Consider the following 17756-nt stretch of genomic DNA (forward strand, 5'->3'; position numbering starts at 1 on the left):
ACGATGGGCCTCGCCCGCGCGAGCATCATCCATCGAAGGAAAGGAAGGTGACCCATGGAGGGTCCCGAGATCCAGTTCGCAGAAGCCGTCATCGACAACGGCAGGTTCGGCCAGCGCACCGTGCGCTTCGAGACCGGCCGGCTGGCCCAGCAGGCCGCCGGCTCCACCCTGGTGTCCATCGACGACGACACCACCATGCTCTCCGCCACCTCCGTGGGCAAGCACCCGCGTGAGGGCTTCGACTTCTTCCCGCTGACGGTGGACGTCGAGGAGCGCATGTACGCCGCCGGGCGCATCCCCGGCTCCTTCTTCCGCCGCGAGGGCCGCCCGTCCACCGACGCGATCCTCGCCTGCCGCCTGATCGACCGCCCGCTGCGCCCGGCCTTCGGCAAGGGCATCCGCAACGAGGTCCAGGTGGTCGTGACCGTCCTGAGCATCGACCCGGACGAGATCTACAACACCGTGGCCATCAACGCCGCGTCCATGTCCACCACGCTGTCCGGCGTGCCCTTCCAGGGCCCGGTCGGCGGGGTGCGCATCGCCCTGATCGACGGCCAGTGGGTCGCGTTCCCCAAGCACTCCCAGCTGGCCGACGCCGTGTTCGACATGGCCGTGGCCGGACGCATCGTCACCAAGGCCGACGGCACCCAGGACGTCGCGATCATGATGGTCGAGGCCGAGGCCACCGACGAGTCCTGGAACCTCATCCAGGACGGCGCCCAGGCGCCCACCGAGGAGATCGTCGCCGAGGGCCTGGAGGCCGCCAAGCCCTTCATCAAGGCCCTGTGCGAGGCCCAGGCGGACCTGGCCTCCCGCGCCGGCAAGCCCGCGATGGACCTGCCCCGCTTCGGCGGGTACGGCGACGACGTCGCCGCGGCCGTGGAGTCCTACACCGAGCAGATCCGCGAGGTCTACTCGATCGCCGGCAAGCAGGAGCGCGAGCAGGCCTCCGCGGATCTGCAGCAGCGGATCCAGGAGGAGCTGGCCGGTGAGGGCAAGGAGTACGAGGAGCGCCTGGATGAGGTCAACGGCGCCTTCAACGCCCTGACCAAGAAGATCGTGCGCCAGCGCATCCTCACCGACCAGGTCCGCATCGACGGGCGCGGGCTGACCGACATCCGCCAGCTCACCGCCGAGGTCGAGGTCCTGCCGCGCGTGCACGGCTCCGCGATCTTCGAGCGCGGGGAGACCCAGATCATGGGTGTGACCACGCTGAACATGCTCAAGCTCGAGCAGACCATCGACTCCCTGTCCCCGGTCAAGGTCAAGCGCTACATCCACCACTACAACTTCCCGCCGTACTCCACCGGCGAGACCGGCCGCGTGGGCTCCCCGAAGCGGCGCGAGATCGGCCACGGCGCCCTGGCGGAGCGGGCCATCACCCCGGTGCTGCCCTCCCGCGAGGAGTTCCCCTACGCGATCCGCCAGGTCTCCGAGGCGCTGGGCTCCAACGGCTCCACCTCCATGGGCTCGGTGTGCGCCTCGACCCTGTCCCTGCTCAACGCCGGTGTGCCGCTGCGCGCCCCGGTGGCCGGCATCGCCATGGGCCTGGTCTCCGACGAGGTCGAGGGCCAGACCCGCTACGCGGCGCTGACCGACATCCTCGGCGCGGAGGACGCCCTGGGCGACATGGACTTCAAGGTCGCCGGCACCAAGGACTTCGTGACCGCGATCCAGCTGGACACCAAGCTGGACGGGATCCCCGCCTCCGTGCTGGGTGCGGCCCTGAAGCAGGCCCGCGAGGCGCGCCTGCACATCCTGGATGTGCTGACCGCGGCGATCTCCGAGCCGGATGAGATGAGCGAGTTCGCCCCGCGCATCATCACCGCTCACATCCCCGTGTCCAAGATCGGCGAGGTCATCGGGCCCAAGGGCAAGATGATCAACCAGATCCAGGAGGACACCGGCGCGGACATCACCGTGGAGGACGACGGCACGATCTACATCGGCGCCGTGGACGGCCCCTCGGCCGACGCCGCCCGCTCCGCGATCAACGCGATCGCCAACCCGCAGGTCCCCGAGGTGGGGGAGCGGTACCTGGGCACCGTGGTCAAGACCACGACCTTCGGCGCCTTCGTATCCCTGACCCCCGGCAAGGATGGCCTGCTGCACATCTCCGAGCTGCGCAAGCTCAACGACGGCCAGCGCGTGAACGACGTCGAGGACGTCGTCTCCGTGGGCCAGAAGGTCCAGGTGGAGATCACCAAGGTCGACGACCGCGGCAAGCTCTCCCTGGCCCCGGTCGTCCTGGATGAGGACGAGCAGGAGGGGGACGAGCAGTAGCTCGCCCGCCCGCCGGCACCGGCCCCGGTCCGCGCGCTGAGCCCAGCGCCGCGGCCCGGGGCCGTTGCACGCCCGCACCCCGCACCATCCCCGCCCCACCACCGAGAGGATTCCCACCCGTGCCCTTCGATCTGCCCCTTGACGCCGCCTCGCTGACCCAGGAGCGCGCCCACCGCACCGGCCGCCTCGTCTGGGCCGGACAGGGCGGCAACGAGGTCCGCCGCTCCGTGCTGCCCGGCGGGGTCCGGGTGATCACCGAGCGGATGCCCGGTCAGCGCAGCGTGGCGGTGGGCTACTGGGTGGGCGTCGGCTCCCGGGACGAGCGCCCCGGGATGCTCGGCTCCACGCACTTCCTGGAGCACCTGCTGTTCAAGGGCACCCGCACCCGCTCCGCCCTGGACATCGCCCAGGCCTTCGACGCGGTGGGCGGGGAATCCAACGCCCTGACCGCCAAGGAGCACACCTGCTACTACGCCCACGTGCTCGGGGAGGACGCACCGATGGCCGCGGAGGTCATCGCGGACATGACGGCCGCCGCCGTCCTGGATCCGCGGGAGATGGAGCAGGAGCGCGGGGTGATCCTGGAGGAGCTGGCCATGGACCAGGACGACCCGATGGATGTGGCCTTCGAGCGGTTCACCGGGCAGGTCATGGGCGAGCACCCCCTGGGCCGGCCCATCGGCGGCACCCCGGAGGAGATCCGGGCGGTGGCCCGGGACGCCGTGGCCGAGCACTACCGCCGCCACTACACCCCGGATCGCCTGGTCGTCTCCGCGGCGGGGAACCTGGAGCACGGGGAGTTCGTCGGCTGGGTGCAGCGGGCCCTGACCGAGGCCGGCTGGGACCTCAGCGACGCCGCCGCCCTCCCGGCAGCGCGCCGGGTGCGCCGCCCCGCCGCGCTATCCCCGCTGCTGGGCACCGAGACCGTGCGCCGCGACGTCGAGCAGGCGCACGTGCTGGTGGGCTCCACCGGGCTGATCGCCGGGCATGAGCAGCGCTTCGCGATGTCCGTGCTCAACGCCGCCCTGGGCGGGGGCATGTCCTCCCGGCTGTTCCAGGAGATCCGGGAGCGCCGGGGCCTGGCCTACTCCACGTTCTCCTACGCGGGCTCCTTCTCCGACGCCGGGTACTTCGGCCTGTACGCCGGGTGCGCCCCGGCCAAGGCCGAGCAGGTGCGCGCCCTGATGCGCTCCGAGCTGGAGCGGCTGGCCGAGCACGGCATCGGCGAGGCCGAGCTGGCGAAGGTCGCCGGGCAGCTGGGCGGGTCCACGGTGCTGGGCAGCGAGGACGTGGCCTCGCGCATGTTCCGGCTGGGCCGCTCCGAACTGGACACCGGCCGGTTCCTGCCCCTGGACGAGCTGCTGGCCGAGCTGCGCGCGGTGACCGCCGAGCAGGTGCAGGCCCTCGCCGCGGACCTGGCGGAGCGCCCGACCGTGACCACCCTGGTGATGCCCTCCGGCGCCTAGGACCCGCCGGTCTCCCGCTGCAGGTCCGTCTGCGCCGTCTTGACCGCATCCGCGATGGTCTGGGCGTAGAGCCGCTGGCCCTCCGGCTGCGGGTGCACCCCGTCGGAGACCAGCAGCTCGGGCTTGCCGTCGGAGGCCTTCGCCCAGTCCGCCACCTCGATGCGCGGCTGCTTCGCGGCGGCGTCGCGCTCGACGTCGTTGGACTGGTCCACCCAGGTGAGGTTCTCCGGGGCCTGGCCGGTGACCAGCACGATCTGGCGGACCTGCCCGGCCTCGGCGATGTCGGTCAGCTGCCGGATGTCATCCGGGGTGATCGCGGAGTTGGTGGACAGGGAGATCACCACGATCCGGCGCAGCTGGCCGGACTTCTGCTCCTCGCGCAGCACCTGGATCCCGGCGTCGATGGTCCGGGAGACCTTCGCGTCGATGGCGATCCCGGGCAGCTTCTCCTGCAGGGCCTGGGCGGAGGCCAGCGTCACCGAGTCCCCGATCATCGTCACGTCCTGCCCGCCCGGGGCCGGGTGGTACGCGCCGTCCTTCTCCTCCTTCCCACCTGCTGAGGCGGAAGCCGATGCCGACGCCGACGGGGAGGCCGAGGCGCTGGGGGAGGGCTGGATGCTCAGCTGCTGCTCGCCCTCGGCCACCACCCGCTCGGCCTCGGTCTGCTCCGGGGCCTGCACGCAGGCCACCGCGGTGCCGGCCACCAGCAGACCCGCGGCCCCCAGGGCCGCGGCGGTGGCCCACCGGCGTCGGCCCGGGAAGCCCAGGTTCGCCAGCAGGTCCCGGGAGGCCCCGAGGAAGCCGCGGCGGCGCACGGGGTTCTCCAGGAAGCGGTAGGAGGCCGCGGCCACCGCCGTGGTCAGCACCAGCACGACGATCCCGCGCGCGGTGGCGGAGGCCTGCGGTGCGGCGTAGTGGGCCAGGACCATCAGCGGCCAGTGCCACAGGTACAGCCCGTAGGAGCGCCGCCCGATCCACACCAGCGGCGGCAGGCTCAGCAGCCGCCGCAGCCACTCCGCACCCAGCCCCCGCACATCCGGCAGCAGCGCCTGGATCAGCCCCAGCCCCAGCAGGGACGCGCCCAGCAGGCCCCACGGGAACAGCACCCCGGGGTGCTCCTCACTGAGCAGGCGCGCCGCGACCGGCAGCAGGGCCAGGCTCGCCCAGCCCACCAGGATCCGCGCGGCGTTGCGTCCGGGGGAGTAGGCCGCGTCCAGCCGGGGGATCCGGTAGCCGGGCTTCGGCGGGTACATGGACCAGGGGATCAGCAGGGCCAGGCACGCCCCGAGCATCAGCCCGAAGGCGTGGGTGTCCAGGCCGTAGTACACCCGGTCGGCGCTTCCGGTGACCCAGAACAGCACGAGCATCGCCAGCAGGGAGGCCGCGGCCAGCGCCGCGGGCACCAGGCGCCGACGCCGCCAGGTGTCCGCCAGCAGGCAGGTCAGCACCAGCAGCACCGGCCAGGCCAGGTAGAACTGCTCCTCCACGCCCAGGGACCAGAAGTTGGTGAACACCTCCGGGTTGGTGTCTCGGAAGTAGCCGTTGCCCGCGGCGATGTTGGTCCAGTTGGCGGTGTACGTCAGGGCGCCGAGCACCTGGCGGCGCAGCTGCACCGCGGCGTCCCCGCCCACCAGCCAGGCCAGGCAGGAGCACACCAGCACGCACAGCACCATCGCCGGGACCAGCCGGCGCAGCCGGCGCATCCAGAACTGCGGCAGGTGCATCTTCCGGGTGTAGGCGGCCTCGCGCAGCAGCAGCGCGGTGATGAGGTACCCGGAGATCACGAAGAACAGGTCCACCCCGATCAGCCCGCCGGGCAGCGCCTGGGGCCACAGGTGGAACACGACGACTCCGATCACCGCCAGGGCCCGCAGACCATCCAGGCCACGCAGCACGAACCGTGGATCTCCGGCCTGCGGCGGCACCGGGGTGGAGAAGGGATTCGGGTTGTGCATCGGGGAAGGACGTCCTGATCGGGGGAGGGGTGAAAGCGACCGTGACCATCGTAGTCGCCGGGTCCGCCCCGCGCGGGCAGCCGCGCCACCGTGACGCGCCGGCCCCTGACGGAAGCGCCGCAGCGCCGAGCCCGGCCCGCGCCCGCTGCGGGCGCGCGGCGGCACGATAGGCTGGCGGACATGACTGAGCGAATCACCGTGGCCGTGCTGGGCGCGGCCGGACGCATGGGCTCCCAGGCCGTCACCGCCATCGAGCAGGCCCCGGACCTGCAGCTGGTGGCCGCCCTCGGCTCGGGGGACTCCCTCGAGGAGCTGATCGAGGCCGCCCCCGAGGTCGTCGTGGACCTCACCGTCCCGAAGGCCACCGAGGACAACGTCGCCTTCGCCGTGGACCACGGCATGCACGCGGTGGTCGGCACCACCGGGTGGGATGCGGCCAAGCTCTCCGCGCTGCGCGAGCGCCTGGTCGCCCACCCCGAGCTCGGGGTGCTGGTGGCGCCGAACTTCGCGATCGGGGCGGTGCTGGCCGAGCGCTTCGCCGCGGTCGCCGCCCGCTACTTCGACTCCGCCGAGGTCGTGGAGCTGCACCACCCGGATAAGCTCGACGCGCCCTCCGGCACCGCCCGGCACACCGCCGAGGCCATCGCCGCCGCCCGCGAACAGGCCGGCCGGGGCCCCGTGCCCGACGCCACCGCCAGCGACCCCGACGGGGCGCGCGGGGCCGTGGTGGACGGCATCCACGTGCACGCGGTGCGCCTGCGCGGACTCGTCGCCCACGAGGAGATCCTCCTGGGGGATCCCGGCCAGCAGCTCACGATCCGCCACGACTCCTTCGACCGGGCCTCCTTCATGCCCGGGGTGCTCCTGGGTATCCGGAAGGTCCGCGAGGTCCCGGGCCTGACCCACGGGCTCGACGGCTTCCTGGACCTGGACTGATCCGGGCGGGCACCCCCTCGTGAGATCCCTGCGCGCCTTCACGGCCCTGGCCTGCCTGCTGCTGCTGGGCACCGTCTGGCTGCTGCCCCTGCCCGCCGCCACCCGCCTGGGCATCACCGTGGTCCTCGTCCTGTGCGGGGTCTTCGTCCTCGTGGACTCCACCGGCAAGGGCCGCACCTTCGCCGCGATCACCGTCGCCCTGCTGGTCCTGTACCTGGGGGTCACCGCCCAGCGCGGGGTGCTGCTGCTGCGCGGGGACGGCGGGATCCCCGGGATCCTGCTCGGCGTCGGCATGATCCTGCTGCCCGCACTCGGCGCGTGGGCCCTGGTGCGCGAGGTGCTGTTCGGGGTGCGCGTGCAGCGTCTGGGGCAGCGCCTCGGGCGGGAGGGCGGGCTGCCCGATCAGCCGCCGCGCACCGCCTCCGGGCGGATCGACCGGGAGGCCGCCGACGCCGCCTTCCCCGCCCGCCGCGCCGAGGTCGAGCGGGAGCCGGAGGACTGGAGGGCCTGGTTCCGCCTGGCCCTGGCCTACGACGCCGCCGGGGACCGCAAGCGCGCCCGCCGGGCCATGCGCGACGCCGTCGCCCTGGACCGGGGACGCCCCGCCCACCACCTGGCCGACGGCGAAGGATAGCCCCGGTGCGGTACCGTGGGAGCATGTCTGCGTCACCGGTGGAGTCCGCCCCCGAGCCCCAGCCCGTCTTCGGCCGCCTCCTGACGGCCATGGTCACCCCGTTCGCCGCGGACGGCTCCGTGGACGAGCAGGCCACCGCCGCGCTCGCGGCGGAGCTGGTGGACCGCGGCAACGACGGCCTGGTCGTGTGCGGGACCACCGGCGAGTACTCCACCATGACCGATGAGGAGAACGCCCGCGTCTTCCGCATCGTCAAGGAGGCCGTGGGGGACCGGGCCAGCGTCGTCGCCGGCGTCGGCTCCAACGACACCGCGCACACCCTGCACCTGGCCGAGCTGGCCGAGGGCGTCGGGGTGGACGGGCTGCTGGTGGTCACCCCCTACTACAACAAGCCCACCCAGGCCGGGCTGCGGGCGCACTTCTCCACCGTGGCCGACGCCGTGCACACCCCCGTGATGCTCTACGACATCCCCGGGCGCGCCGGCATCCCCATCGCCCCGGACACCTACCGGGCGCTGGCCGAGCACCCCAACATCGTGGCCGTGAAGGACGCCAAGGCGGACTTCGCCGCGGCCACCGAGGTCATGGCCACCACGGACCTGCAGTACTACTCCGGGGACGACGGGCTGACCCTGCCCTGGATGGCGCTGGGCGCCGTCGGGCTCGTCGGGGTCACCACCCACGTGGTCCCGGAGGCCTTCCGCGCGCTGATCGACGCGATCGTCGCCGGGGATCTGGCCACCGCCCAGCGCCTGCACCGACAGCTGCACCCCGTGGTCACCGCGACCATGACCCGGGTGCCCGGGGCCGTGGCCGCCAAGACCATCCTGGCCTGGCAGGGCCGGCTCGCCTCCGACGCCGTGCGCCTGCCGCACGTGGGCCCCACCGAGGAGGAGGCGGCCCGCATGCGCGCGGACCTGGCCGACTCCCCGGCCGCAGACACCCTGCGCTGAGGCGCAGACCAGACAGACCATCCATCGACCCGGCGTCGATGACATCCCCGGGCCGCCGAGCCGCCACGGCGTCGGCCGCCCCGAAACCGAACGAAAGGGGTCCCATGACCCAGATCCAGTACGACCTCCCCAAGCCGCCCAAGCTCGGCCGAGACACCCTGCGCGTGATGCCGCTGGGCGGGCTCGGCGAGGTCGGGCGCAACATGACCGTCTACGAGCTCAACGGCAAGCTGCTGATCGTGGACTGCGGGGTGCTCTTCCCCGAGGAGACCCAGCCCGGCGTGGACCTGATCCTCCCGGACCTCAGCCACATCCTGGACCGCCTGGACGACGTCGTCGCCATGGTCCTGACCCACGGGCACGAGGACCACATCGGCGCCGTGCCGTATCTGCTCAAGCGCCGCCCGGACATCCCCATCATCGGCTCGCAGCTGACCCTCGCCCTGGTCGAGGCCAAGCTGCAGGAGCACCGCATCAAGGCCAAGTCCCTCGCGGTGGTCGCCGGGGACGTGGAGGACCTCAAGCCCTTCGAGTGCGAGTTCGTGGCCGTGAACCACTCCATCCCGGATGCGCTGGCGGTGTTCATCCGCACCACGGCCGGGACCGTGCTGCACACCGGCGACTTCAAGATGGACCAGCTGCCCCTGGACGGGCGGATCACGGATCTGCGCCACTTCTCCCGTCTGGGCGAGGAGGGCGTGGACCTGTTCCTGCCGGATTCCACCAACGCCGAGGTTCCCGGGTTCACCCCCACCGAGAAGAACATCGGCGGGGTGCTCTCCTCGATCTTCCGGGACGCCCCCAAGCGGATCATCGTCGCCTCCTTCTCCTCGCACGTGCACCGCGTGCAGCAGGTCATCGACGCCGCCGCCGAGCACGGGCGCAAGGTGGCCCTGGTGGGCCGCTCGATGGTGCGCAACATGACCATCGCGGAGAAGCTGGGCTACCTGCAGGTGCCCAAGAACACCCTGATCGACCTCAAGGACGTCGAGCGCTACCGGGACGACGAAGTCGTGCTCATGTGCACCGGGTCCCAGGGGGAGCCGATGGCGGCCCTGTCCCGCATGGCCTCCGGGGACCACCGGGTGCAGATCGAGGAGGGGGACACCATCATCCTGGCCTCCTCGCTGATCCCCGGCAACGAGAACAGCGTCTTCCGGATCATCAACGGCCTGCTCAAGCTCGGCGCCAACGTGATCCACAAGGGCAACGCCAAGGTGCACGTCTCCGGGCACGCCGCCGCCGGGGAGCTGCTGTACTGCTACAACATCCTCGAGCCCGAGTACGTCATGCCGGTGCACGGCGAGGTCCGCCACCTGATCGCCAACGGCAAGCTCGCGGTGCAGACCGGCGTGCCGGAGGAGAACGTGCTGCTCGGGGAGTCCGGGATCGTCGTGGACATGAAGGACCACCGGGCCAAGATCGTCGGGGCCGTGGAGTGCGGCTACGTGTACGTGGACGGCAAGTCCGTCGGCGAGATCACCGACCAGGACCTCAAGGACCGCCGCACCCTCGGCGAGGAGGGCTTCGTCTCGATCATCACCGTGGTGGACCGCCGGTCCAAGCGCGTGGTGGCCGGCCCGGACATCCACGCCCGCGGCGTCGCGGAGGACGACTCCGTGTTCAAGTCCATCACCCCCAAGATCTCCTCCGCCCTGGAGGAGGCCCTCAAGGAGGGCGGCAAAGCGCCGAGCAACCACCAGCTGCAGCAGGTGGTGCGCCGGACCATGGGACAGTGGATCGCCCGGAAGCTGCGCCGCAAGCCCATGATCATCCCGGTGGTCGTGGAGGCCGGCAAGGACAAGTAGGAAGCCCCCGGGCCCGCGCCCAACGGTGCGGACCCGCGGTCGTGATGCGGGACCCGGACCCGCGCATCCCCTGAGACGGGGGTGCGCGGGTCCGGGTCCCGCGCGCATGAACTACCCTTGGAGGATATGGCGCCTCGAACTTCCCCCTCCGCGACCTCCGGCTCCAAGGGATCCTCCCGCTCCGCGAAGACCTCCGCGACGAAGACCGGCCGCGGCCGCTCCGGCTCCCGCGCACCCCAGCAGACCGGCCCCCGCCCCAACCCCCTGGTGCGGGCGCTCAGCGCCGCCTGGCTGGGCCTGGCCCACCTCGTCGGCGGGGCCGTGCGGCGCATGGGCACCCTGCGCACCGAGCTGGACCCGCAGGACCGGCGCGACGGCGGCGCCCTGCTGATGCTGCTGCTGGCCCTGATCACCGCCGCCGTCGAGTGGTGGAACCTCGCCGGGGCCTCCTCCCAGGCCATCGCCTGGCCGGCCGGGGCCTGGCACGCCGTGGTCGCCGGGACCTTCGGGCTGATGGCCCTGCTCGCCCCCGTCCTGCTGGGCGGATTCAGCCTGCGCGCCTTCCGCCACCCCACCGAGATGCGCGCCAACAACCGCATCGCCGTCGGGCTGCTGCTGATGATGATCTCCGGCTCCGCGGTCTTCGACCTCGCCGCGGGCTCGCCGACCACCCACGACGGGCTGCTGGCGATCCGCGAGGCCGGCGGCGTCGTGGGCCTGCTGGCCGGGGGCACCGTGGCCAAGCTGCTCACCGTGCCCGGGGCGTGGACCCTGCACGTGCTGCTGCTGATCATCTCCCTGCTGATCATCACCGCGACCCCCGTGCGCCAGATCATCCCGCGGCTGCGCGCCGGCCTGACCCGGCTGCTCGGGGAGCGGCCCGAGCGCCCCGGGGCCGACGAGCACGACCGCTCCTATCTGGACGGCCCCTACGTCGAGGACGCCCCGAGCACGCGCCGGGGCCGCCGGAAGAAGGGCAAGGACCGCTCCCGCCCGACCCCGGCCCTGGACTCCTACGAGGCGGATGAGCCCTACACCCGGGCGGTGGTGGACCGGGAGGAGACCGGAGCCTCCCCGGAGGCCGATTCGACGCAGCCGCAGGGTTCGCGCCGGAAGCGGAAGAAGTCCGAGCTGTTCGACCTCGGCAAGTTCAACCGCGCCCGCGCCGCCCAGGAGCAGCCCATCGAGACCGCCGAGACCGGGCCGATCCTGCGCGACCCCTTCGGCGAGCAGGAGGAGGCCACCCGGGTGCTGCGGGATCGGGACGCGGGCGCCCCCGACGCCGAGGACGCCGGGGCCGTGGACCCCGACGCCACCCAGGTGCTGGAGGACGATCAGACCCACACCGCCCCGGCCCGAGGCTCCTCGCACCGCGCCGCGCAGCGCGGGGCCCGCCGGGGTGTCTCGGCCTCCGCGGGCGACGCCGCCCCGGCAGCCGGGGCGGCCGCGGCCCCCGCCGGAGCCGCGACCCCGGAGGCCCCGGCCGAACACCCGGAGCACCCCGCCCAGGACGTCTCCCCGCTCATCGAGCGCGCCGAACCCGCCGAGCCCGCGGACCTCGGCGCGGGGACCGAGGCCGCCGCGGGGGAGCAGATCCCGCGGGCCCACCCCCAGCGCGGGGCCGCCCGGGAGACCGCGCTGGCCACCACCGATTACGTCCTGCCCCGCCAGTCCCTGCTCGTGCAGGGACCCCCGGCCAAGGAGCGCTCGGAGGTCAACGACGCCGTCGTGGCCTCCCTGACCGACGTGCTCGAGCAGTTCAGCGTCGACGCGGAGGTCACCGGCTTCTCCCGCGGCCCCACGGTCACCCGCTACGAGATCGAGCTGGGCCCGGGCACGAAGGTCGAGCAGGTCACCCGCCTGTCCAAGAACATCGCCTACGCGGTGGCCAGCGCGGACGTGCGCATCCTCTCTCCGATCCCGGGCAAGTCCGCGATCGGCATCGAGATCCCCAATACGGACCGGGAGACCGTGGCCCTGGGCGATGTGCTGCGCTCCGGGAAGGCCCACGCCTCCCCGCACCCGATGGTCATGGGCGTGGGCAAGGACGTGGAGGGCGGCTACGTCGTTGCCAACCTCGCCAAGATGCCGCACATGCTGGTGGCCGGGGCCACCGGGGCGGGCAAGTCCTCCTTCGTCAACTCCATGATCACCTCGATCCTCATGCGTGCGACCCCGGACGAGGTCCGCCTGATCATGGTGGACCCCAAGCGCGTGGAGCTGACCGCCTACGAGGGCGTGCCGCACCTGATCACCCCGATCATCACCAACCCGAAGAAGGCCTCCGAGGCCCTGCAGTGGGTGGTCAAGGAGATGGACGCCCGCTACGACGACCTCTCCCACTTCGGGTTCAAGCACATCGACGACTTCAACCGCGCGGTGCGCGAAGGCCGTGTGCAGCCCGAGCCCGGCTCCAAGCGCACCATCCGGCCCTACCCGTACCTGCTGGTCATCGTGGATGAGCTGGCGGACCTGATGATGGTCGCCCCGCGGGACGTGGAGGACGCGATCGTGCGCATCACCCAGCTGGCCCGTGCGGCCGGGATCCACCTGGTGCTGGCCACCCAGCGGCCCTCCGTGGACGTGGTCACCGGGTTGATCAAGGCCAACGTGCCCTCCCGCATGGCCTTCGCGACCTCCTCCGCGACCGACTCCCGGGTGGTCCTGGATCAGACGGGTGCTGAGACGCTGATCGGGCAGGGCGATGCGCTGTTCCTGCCGATGGGCGCCTCCAAGCCGATGCGCGTGCAGGGCGCGTGGGTCTCCGAATCCGAGATCCACGACGTCGTCGCCCACGTCAAGACGCAGATGCCGGTCAGCTACCGGCCCGACGTCACCCAGGAGGCCCCGAAGACGACCATCGACGAGGACATCGGGGACGACCTGGACGTGCTGCTGCAGGCCGCGGAGCTGGTCATCAACACCCAGTTCGGCTCCACCTCGATGCTGCAGCGCAAGCTGCGGGTGGGCTTCGCGAAGGCCGGGCGGCTGATGGACCTGCTGGAGTCCCGGGAGATCGTCGGGCCCTCGGAGGGATCCAAAGCCCGGGACGTGCTCGTGGCCCCGGATGACCTGCCGGCCGCCCTGGCCCGCATCCAGGGCCAGGAGCCCCCGGCCGCCCCTGCCGCGTCCGCGCCCGCGGACCTCGTGGGAGAATCGCAGCAGGAACCCGCCCGGGACTGGCAGGACGACGCCGAGTCCGCGGACTCCGAGGATGCCTGGCAGCTGACCGGGCGCTGATCGCCGCGGGGCCGCCGGGCCCCGCGGCACAGGAAGAGGGAAGGGACACCGATGAGCACCGCGCCGACCGGCGAGCCGAAGCCGTCCAACTGGAACCTGCCGAATGCGCTGACGACCGTGCGCATCCTCCTGGTTCCCTTCTTCATCTGGTTCCTGTGGGCCGGCGGCCCGTGGGGCGCGGACGCCCTGGGGATGCGCTGGGCCGCCGTCGTCGTGTTCGGCGTCGCGATGTACACGGACAAGCTGGACGGGGACCTGGCCCGCTCCCGCAACCTGATCACCGACTACGGCAAGATCGCGGACCCGATCGCGGACAAGCTGCTGACGGGCTCGGCCTTCGTGGTGCTCTCGCTGCTGGGGGAGCTGTGGTGGTGGGTCACGATCGTGATCCTCGTGCGCGAATGGGGGATCACCCTGATGCGCTTCGCGGTCCTGCGCTACGGGGTCATGCCGGCGTCGAAGGGCGGCAAGCTCAAGACGGTGCTGCAGACCATCGCCCTGGTCCTGCTCATCCTTCCGCTGGGCGCCCTGGGCACCGGCTGGCTGGTGCCCGGGTGGATCGTGATGGGCGCGGCCCTGGTGGTCACCGTGGTGACGGGGCTGGACTACGTGGTCCAGGCCGCGCGCCTGCGCCGCCGCGCCCTGTCCTCCGGGGGTGCGGCCCGATGAGCCCGCACGCGGGCCAGCCTGGGCCGGGCCGCACCCAGGAGCAGGCCGTGCGGCTGCTGCGCGAGCGGGGCCAGAGCGTGGCCACGGCCGAATCCCTGACCGCCGGGCTGATCAGCGCGAGCCTGGCCGAGGTGCCGGGGGCCTCCGCGGTGCTGCGCGGCGGCGTCGTCTCCTACGCCGCCGAGGTCAAGGAGGCGCTGCTGGGGGTGGACCCGGAGCTGATCGCCTCGCGCGGCACGGTGGATCCCGACGTCGCCCGGGCGATGGCCCGCGGCGCCCGCCGGGCCTGCGCCGCGGACTGGGGGATCTCCGCCACCGGAGCGGCCGGGCCGGAGCCGCACGACGGCAAGCCCGTCGGCACGGTGTACCTGGGGATCGCGGGCCCGGCGGAGGCCGAGACGGTCCTCGAGCTGCACCTGACCGGGGATCGTGAGCGCATCCGGACCGAGAGCGCCCGGCGGGCCCTGGAGACCCTGGTGGAGCAGCTGAGCCGCGGACGGTGACCGAACGGTGACCTGTTGTTCACCGATCTGCCAGGTTACTCCCAGGTCCCTGCCCGGCGCGGGGGGAATGAACGCACAGGTGAGGCGGTTGTAGTGGGTGATGACGGACCGGCAGGACCGGCCACTGCGTGGGCACCCGCCGCAGGCGGAGCCCCGAGGAACCACCCGGAGGACCCGGTCGGACCGTCGTTCGCTTCGAGTAGGGAGATAGGCAAGACCATGACCAAGCAGCCCGTGTCCGTCAACGGCGTCGTCCGCTGGAAGGACGTCAGCCGCCCCGAGACCGCTACCCCCGCCCACCAGGAGCCCAAGATGATCGTCCTGCGCCACGAGATCGGCGAGGTGCTGCGCGACGTCCGCCAGCGCCAGAACCGCACCCTGCGCGAGGTCTCCCACAGCGCCCGCGTGTCCCTCGGCTACCTCAGCGAGGTCGAGCGCGGCCAGAAGGAGGCCTCGTCCGAGCTGCTCGCCTCGATCTGCAGCGCCCTGGACATCCCCCTGTCCCAGATGCTGCGCGAGGTGGCCGACCGGGTCGCCGCCGGCGAGGGCCTGCGCATCCCGGACACCGTGCCCACCGAGTTCGACGAGGAGTTCCGCCGCGAGTACGGCGCCGGGGCCACCGGCACCAAGGATCTGCCGGGCGCGCCGCGTCCGCGTCCGATCGCGCACTGATCCGCCGCACCCTGCCGAGGCCCGCGCCGAGCACCGGCGGGAGGCGGCAGCCCGCCGGCCCGGCCCGCAGCCTGAGGACCCCGCGTCCGCACCCCACCTTCGGGGTGCGGATGCGGGGTTCTCGCGCGGACGGGCACCGGACAGCGGGCCCAGCTCGGCGGGCACCGCGCGGGCGCGATCTCAGGAAGGAGGAGGGATGAAGCTCTCGGAGTTCTGGCGCTCCATGGAGGAGGAGTTCGGCCGCGGCTACGCGCGCGTCGTCGCCGCCCAGACTGTGCTCGACGCCGCCGGGAACCGCACCGCCGAGGAGGCCCTGGCCGCGGGGATGAAGCCCCTGGCCGTCTGGCAGGCCGTGTGCCGCCAGCACGACCTGCCCGAGGACCGCTGGCTCGGGGCGGATCCGGGCGAGCCCCGCTGAGGCGAACCCCGGTATCTCGCGGGGCGCCGGCGGCCGGTGTTCGAGCGCGGAAGTACGTTCGAAGAGGTGTTCGAAGATCTGTTCGGACTGCGTTACACTGGCTTCAGAGGAAGCGCGGTCACCGCCCGGCGCGTCCCGGCCCACCCGGCTCGGGACCCGGACCCGGGCTCCCGTTATCCACAGAGCGGGCGAGCCCCCTTCGATCTGTCAGTCGGGGCCGTTACCGTGAGGATCGAACCGCAGGACCAACCACCGCCGCACCGGAACCGGCGCGGTGATCAGAATCGAGGAGACCATGGCTGCCAAAGCACGCAACAACGCCCCGGTGTCCCGGGCCACCGGCTCGGACCGGGAGAAGGCCCTGGAGTCCGTGCTCGCCCAGATCGACAAGAACTACGGCAAGGGCTCCGTCATGCGCCTGGGGGATCGGGAGGCCGTGAAGACGGAGACCGTCTCCACCGGCGCCCTGTCCCTGGACGTCGCTCTGGGCATCGGCGGCCTGCCGCGCGGGCGCGTCGTGGAGATCTACGGCCCGGAGTCCTCCGGTAAGACCACGGTCGCCCTGCACGCGGTGGCCAACGCCCAGAAGAACGGCGGGATCGCCGCGTTCATCGACGCGGAGCACGCCCTGGACCCGGTCTACGCGGAGAAGCTCGGCGTGGACACGGATGCCCTGCTGGTCTCCCAGCCGGACACCGGCGAGCAGGCCCTGGAGATCATGGACATGCTCGTGGGCTCCGGCTCCATCGACATCATCGTCGTGGACTCCGTGGCCGCCCTGACCCCGCGCGCGGAGATCGAGGGCGAGATGGGCGACTCCCACGTGGGTCTGCAGGCCCGCCTGATGTCCCAGGCGCTGCGCAAGATCACCGGGCGCCTGTCCCAGACCGGCACCACCGCGATCTTCATCAACCAGCTGCGCGAGAAGATCGGCGTGTTCTTCGGCTCCCCGGAGACCACCACCGGCGGCAAGGCGCTGAAGTTCTACGCCTCGGTGCGCATCGACATCCGTCGCATCGAGACCCTGAAGGACGGGGCCAACCCCATCGGCTCGCGGACCAAGGCCAAGATCGTGAAGAACAAGATGGCCCCGCCGTTCAAGCAGGCCGAGTTCGACATCCTCTACGGGGAGGGCATCTCCGTGGAGGGCGGCATCATCGACATGGCCGTGGAGTCCGGGATCGTCAAGAAGTCCGGCGCCTGGTTCACCTACGAGGGGGACCAGCTGGGCCAGGGCAAGGAGAACGCCCGCCGCTTCCTCAAGGACAACCCCGAGCTGGCCGAGGAGATCCAGCACAAGACGCTGATCAAGGCCGGGATCATCGACGCCGAGGAGGGCGAGGAGTCCCAGGAGGCTCCCGCGGGCGTCGGCGCGGGCATCGACGAGCTGGGTGATGACCCGCTGGACGCCCTGCCCGAGAACTTCTGATGAGCGATTCCAGCCCGCACGGCCGACGCCGCGGACCCGTCACGGGCCGCGGCGTCGGCCGTCGGCGCACCGGACGCAGCCTGGGCGCTCCCGCAGCAGCCCCGGTCTCCTCGACGCCGTCCTCAGGGCCGAACACCGGGGACGGGCGGAGGGACGCGGGGCGGCCTCCAGCCGAGGGATCGGCCCCGCGCACCCCGGAGGAGGCGGAATACGCCCGGGCCAAGGAGATCCTGCTGCGCCAGCTCACCGCCGCCGCCCGCTCCCGCGCCCAGCTGGCGCAGAAGCTCGCGGAGAAGGAGATCTCCGAGGAGACGGCCACCCGCATCCTGGACCGCTACGAGGATCTCGGTCTGATCGACGACGCCGAATACGCCGCGATGTACGTACGCAGCCGCTCCGCCAGCAGGAAGCTCGCCCGCCCGGCCCTGCGCCGGGAGCTCGCGCAGAAGGGCATCGACCCGGAGACCGCCGAGCGGGCCCTGACCCAGCGCACCGAGGAGGAGGAGCGCGAGGACGCCCGCGCGCTGGTGCGCCGTCGGCTGCGCCCCGAGCGGGACCTGGACGACCCGGCCCAGCGGGAGAAGGCCCTGCGTCGGCTGGTCGCGATGCTGGCCCGCCGAGGCTACGCCCCCGGCGTGGCCTTCGAGATCGTGCGCACGGTCATGGCCGAGCACGGGGAGACGCGTCTGGAGGAGCCACCGGGGCTGGCCTGACCCGGGCCGGTGGACTTGATCCGGCACGTCCCGGCGCCCGCGGCGGTCTTGTACCCTGGCACAGTGAATGCGAGCGC

General features: G+C 72.4%; 14 protein-coding genes. 13 read left to right on the forward strand and 1 reads right to left on the reverse strand.

Annotation, left to right across the window (positions count from 1 at the left end; all coding sequences use genetic code 11):
- Positions 1-54: 54 nt before the first annotated feature.
- Entirely contained in the window at positions 55-2283 is a 2229-nt protein-coding gene (locus tag I6G21_RS07290; protein ID WP_129357869.1) for a polyribonucleotide nucleotidyltransferase, read from the forward strand.
- A 119-nt stretch (positions 2284-2402) separates the two neighbouring features.
- A complete protein-coding gene (locus tag I6G21_RS07295; RefSeq protein WP_129357870.1) occupies positions 2403-3749 on the forward strand; it encodes a M16 family metallopeptidase in 1347 nt (448 codons plus the stop codon).
- On the opposite strand, the gene I6G21_RS07300 is transcribed toward I6G21_RS07295, so the two are convergent.
- Positions 3746-5704: an acyltransferase family protein gene (locus tag I6G21_RS07300; RefSeq protein ID WP_129357871.1), complete on the reverse strand. Its 1959-nt coding sequence runs from the start codon at positions 5702-5704 to the stop codon at positions 3746-3748. The genes I6G21_RS07295 and I6G21_RS07300 overlap by 4 nt on opposite strands.
- 180 nt (positions 5705-5884) lie before the next feature.
- Here I6G21_RS07300 and dapB point away from each other — a divergent pair, with 180 nt between their 5' ends.
- From dapB to I6G21_RS07355, 11 genes are all read left to right on the forward strand, one after another.
- Positions 5885-6640 (forward strand): 4-hydroxy-tetrahydrodipicolinate reductase, encoded by a 756-nt coding sequence (gene dapB / locus I6G21_RS07305; protein WP_064725796.1) that lies wholly within the window; start codon positions 5885-5887, stop codon positions 6638-6640.
- Between the two features lie 19 nt (positions 6641-6659).
- Positions 6660-7274, forward strand: a complete 615-nt coding sequence (locus I6G21_RS07310; RefSeq protein WP_061225236.1) for a tetratricopeptide repeat protein — start codon at positions 6660-6662, stop codon at positions 7272-7274.
- Between the two features lie 23 nt (positions 7275-7297).
- On the forward strand, positions 7298-8227 hold the full coding sequence (gene dapA / locus I6G21_RS07315; protein ID WP_129357872.1) for a 4-hydroxy-tetrahydrodipicolinate synthase: 930 nt from the start codon (positions 7298-7300) through the stop codon (positions 8225-8227).
- 104 nt (positions 8228-8331) lie between these two features.
- Positions 8332-10035 carry a ribonuclease J gene (locus I6G21_RS07320; protein WP_058743681.1) on the forward strand — a complete coding sequence of 568 codons (1704 nt, stop codon included), beginning with the start codon at positions 8332-8334 and terminating at the stop codon, positions 10033-10035.
- A gap of 126 nt (positions 10036-10161) precedes the next feature.
- On the forward strand, positions 10162-13275 hold the full coding sequence (locus I6G21_RS07325) for an FtsK/SpoIIIE family DNA translocase (protein ID WP_129357873.1): 3114 nt from the start codon (positions 10162-10164) through the stop codon (positions 13273-13275).
- Between the two features lie 51 nt (positions 13276-13326).
- The gene (locus tag I6G21_RS07330) at positions 13327-13944 is read left to right on the forward strand and encodes a CDP-alcohol phosphatidyltransferase family protein (RefSeq protein WP_058730813.1); all 618 of its coding nucleotides are present in this window, start codon (positions 13327-13329) and stop codon (positions 13942-13944) included.
- Positions 13941-14447 (forward strand): CinA family protein, encoded by a 507-nt coding sequence (locus I6G21_RS07335; protein ID WP_064725826.1) that lies wholly within the window; start codon positions 13941-13943, stop codon positions 14445-14447. The genes I6G21_RS07330 and I6G21_RS07335 overlap by 4 nt, the downstream gene beginning before the upstream one ends.
- A gap of 219 nt (positions 14448-14666) precedes the next feature.
- Complete coding sequence (locus tag I6G21_RS07340) at positions 14667-15119, forward strand: helix-turn-helix domain-containing protein (protein WP_081046235.1); 453 nt, start codon at positions 14667-14669, stop codon at positions 15117-15119.
- A 196-nt stretch (positions 15120-15315) separates the two neighbouring features.
- Positions 15316-15537 carry a DUF3046 domain-containing protein gene (locus tag I6G21_RS07345; protein WP_061225233.1) on the forward strand — a complete coding sequence of 74 codons (222 nt, stop codon included), beginning with the start codon at positions 15316-15318 and terminating at the stop codon, positions 15535-15537.
- Positions 15538-15832: 295 nt separating this feature from the next.
- Positions 15833-16966 (forward strand): recombinase RecA, encoded by a 1134-nt coding sequence (gene recA / locus I6G21_RS07350; RefSeq protein WP_061225232.1) that lies wholly within the window; start codon positions 15833-15835, stop codon positions 16964-16966.
- On the forward strand, positions 16966-17679 hold the full coding sequence (locus I6G21_RS07355; RefSeq protein WP_129357874.1) for a regulatory protein RecX: 714 nt from the start codon (positions 16966-16968) through the stop codon (positions 17677-17679). Before recA ends, I6G21_RS07355 begins: the two co-directional genes overlap by 1 nt.
- The last annotated feature ends 77 nt before the right edge of the window (positions 17680-17756 follow it).

Source organism: Rothia kristinae (genome assembly GCF_016028855.1).
Classification (GTDB): domain Bacteria; phylum Actinomycetota; class Actinomycetes; order Actinomycetales; family Micrococcaceae; genus Rothia; species Rothia kristinae.

Excerpts from the sequence above, each read along its gene's own strand:
- I6G21_RS07290 (WP_129357869.1), top strand. The coding sequence starts at position 55 with ATGGAGGGTCCCGAGATCCAGTTCGCAGAAGCCGTCATCGACAACGGC.
- I6G21_RS07300 (WP_129357871.1), bottom strand. The coding sequence starts at position 5,704 with ATGCACAACCCGAATCCCTTCTCCACCCCGGTGCCGCCGCAGGCCGGA.
- dapB (WP_064725796.1), top strand. The coding sequence starts at position 5,885 with ATGACTGAGCGAATCACCGTGGCCGTGCTGGGCGCGGCCGGACGCATG.
- dapA (WP_129357872.1), top strand. The coding sequence starts at position 7,298 with ATGTCTGCGTCACCGGTGGAGTCCGCCCCCGAGCCCCAGCCCGTCTTC.
- I6G21_RS07320 (WP_058743681.1), top strand. The coding sequence starts at position 8,332 with ATGACCCAGATCCAGTACGACCTCCCCAAGCCGCCCAAGCTCGGCCGA.
- I6G21_RS07325 (WP_129357873.1), top strand. The coding sequence starts at position 10,162 with ATGGCGCCTCGAACTTCCCCCTCCGCGACCTCCGGCTCCAAGGGATCC.
- I6G21_RS07330 (WP_058730813.1), top strand. The coding sequence starts at position 13,327 with ATGAGCACCGCGCCGACCGGCGAGCCGAAGCCGTCCAACTGGAACCTG.
- I6G21_RS07335 (WP_064725826.1), top strand. The coding sequence starts at position 13,941 with ATGAGCCCGCACGCGGGCCAGCCTGGGCCGGGCCGCACCCAGGAGCAG.
- I6G21_RS07340 (WP_081046235.1), top strand. The coding sequence starts at position 14,667 with ATGACCAAGCAGCCCGTGTCCGTCAACGGCGTCGTCCGCTGGAAGGAC.
- I6G21_RS07345 (WP_061225233.1), top strand. The coding sequence starts at position 15,316 with ATGAAGCTCTCGGAGTTCTGGCGCTCCATGGAGGAGGAGTTCGGCCGC.
- recA (WP_061225232.1), top strand. The coding sequence starts at position 15,833 with ATGGCTGCCAAAGCACGCAACAACGCCCCGGTGTCCCGGGCCACCGGC.
- I6G21_RS07355 (WP_129357874.1), top strand. The coding sequence starts at position 16,966 with ATGAGCGATTCCAGCCCGCACGGCCGACGCCGCGGACCCGTCACGGGC.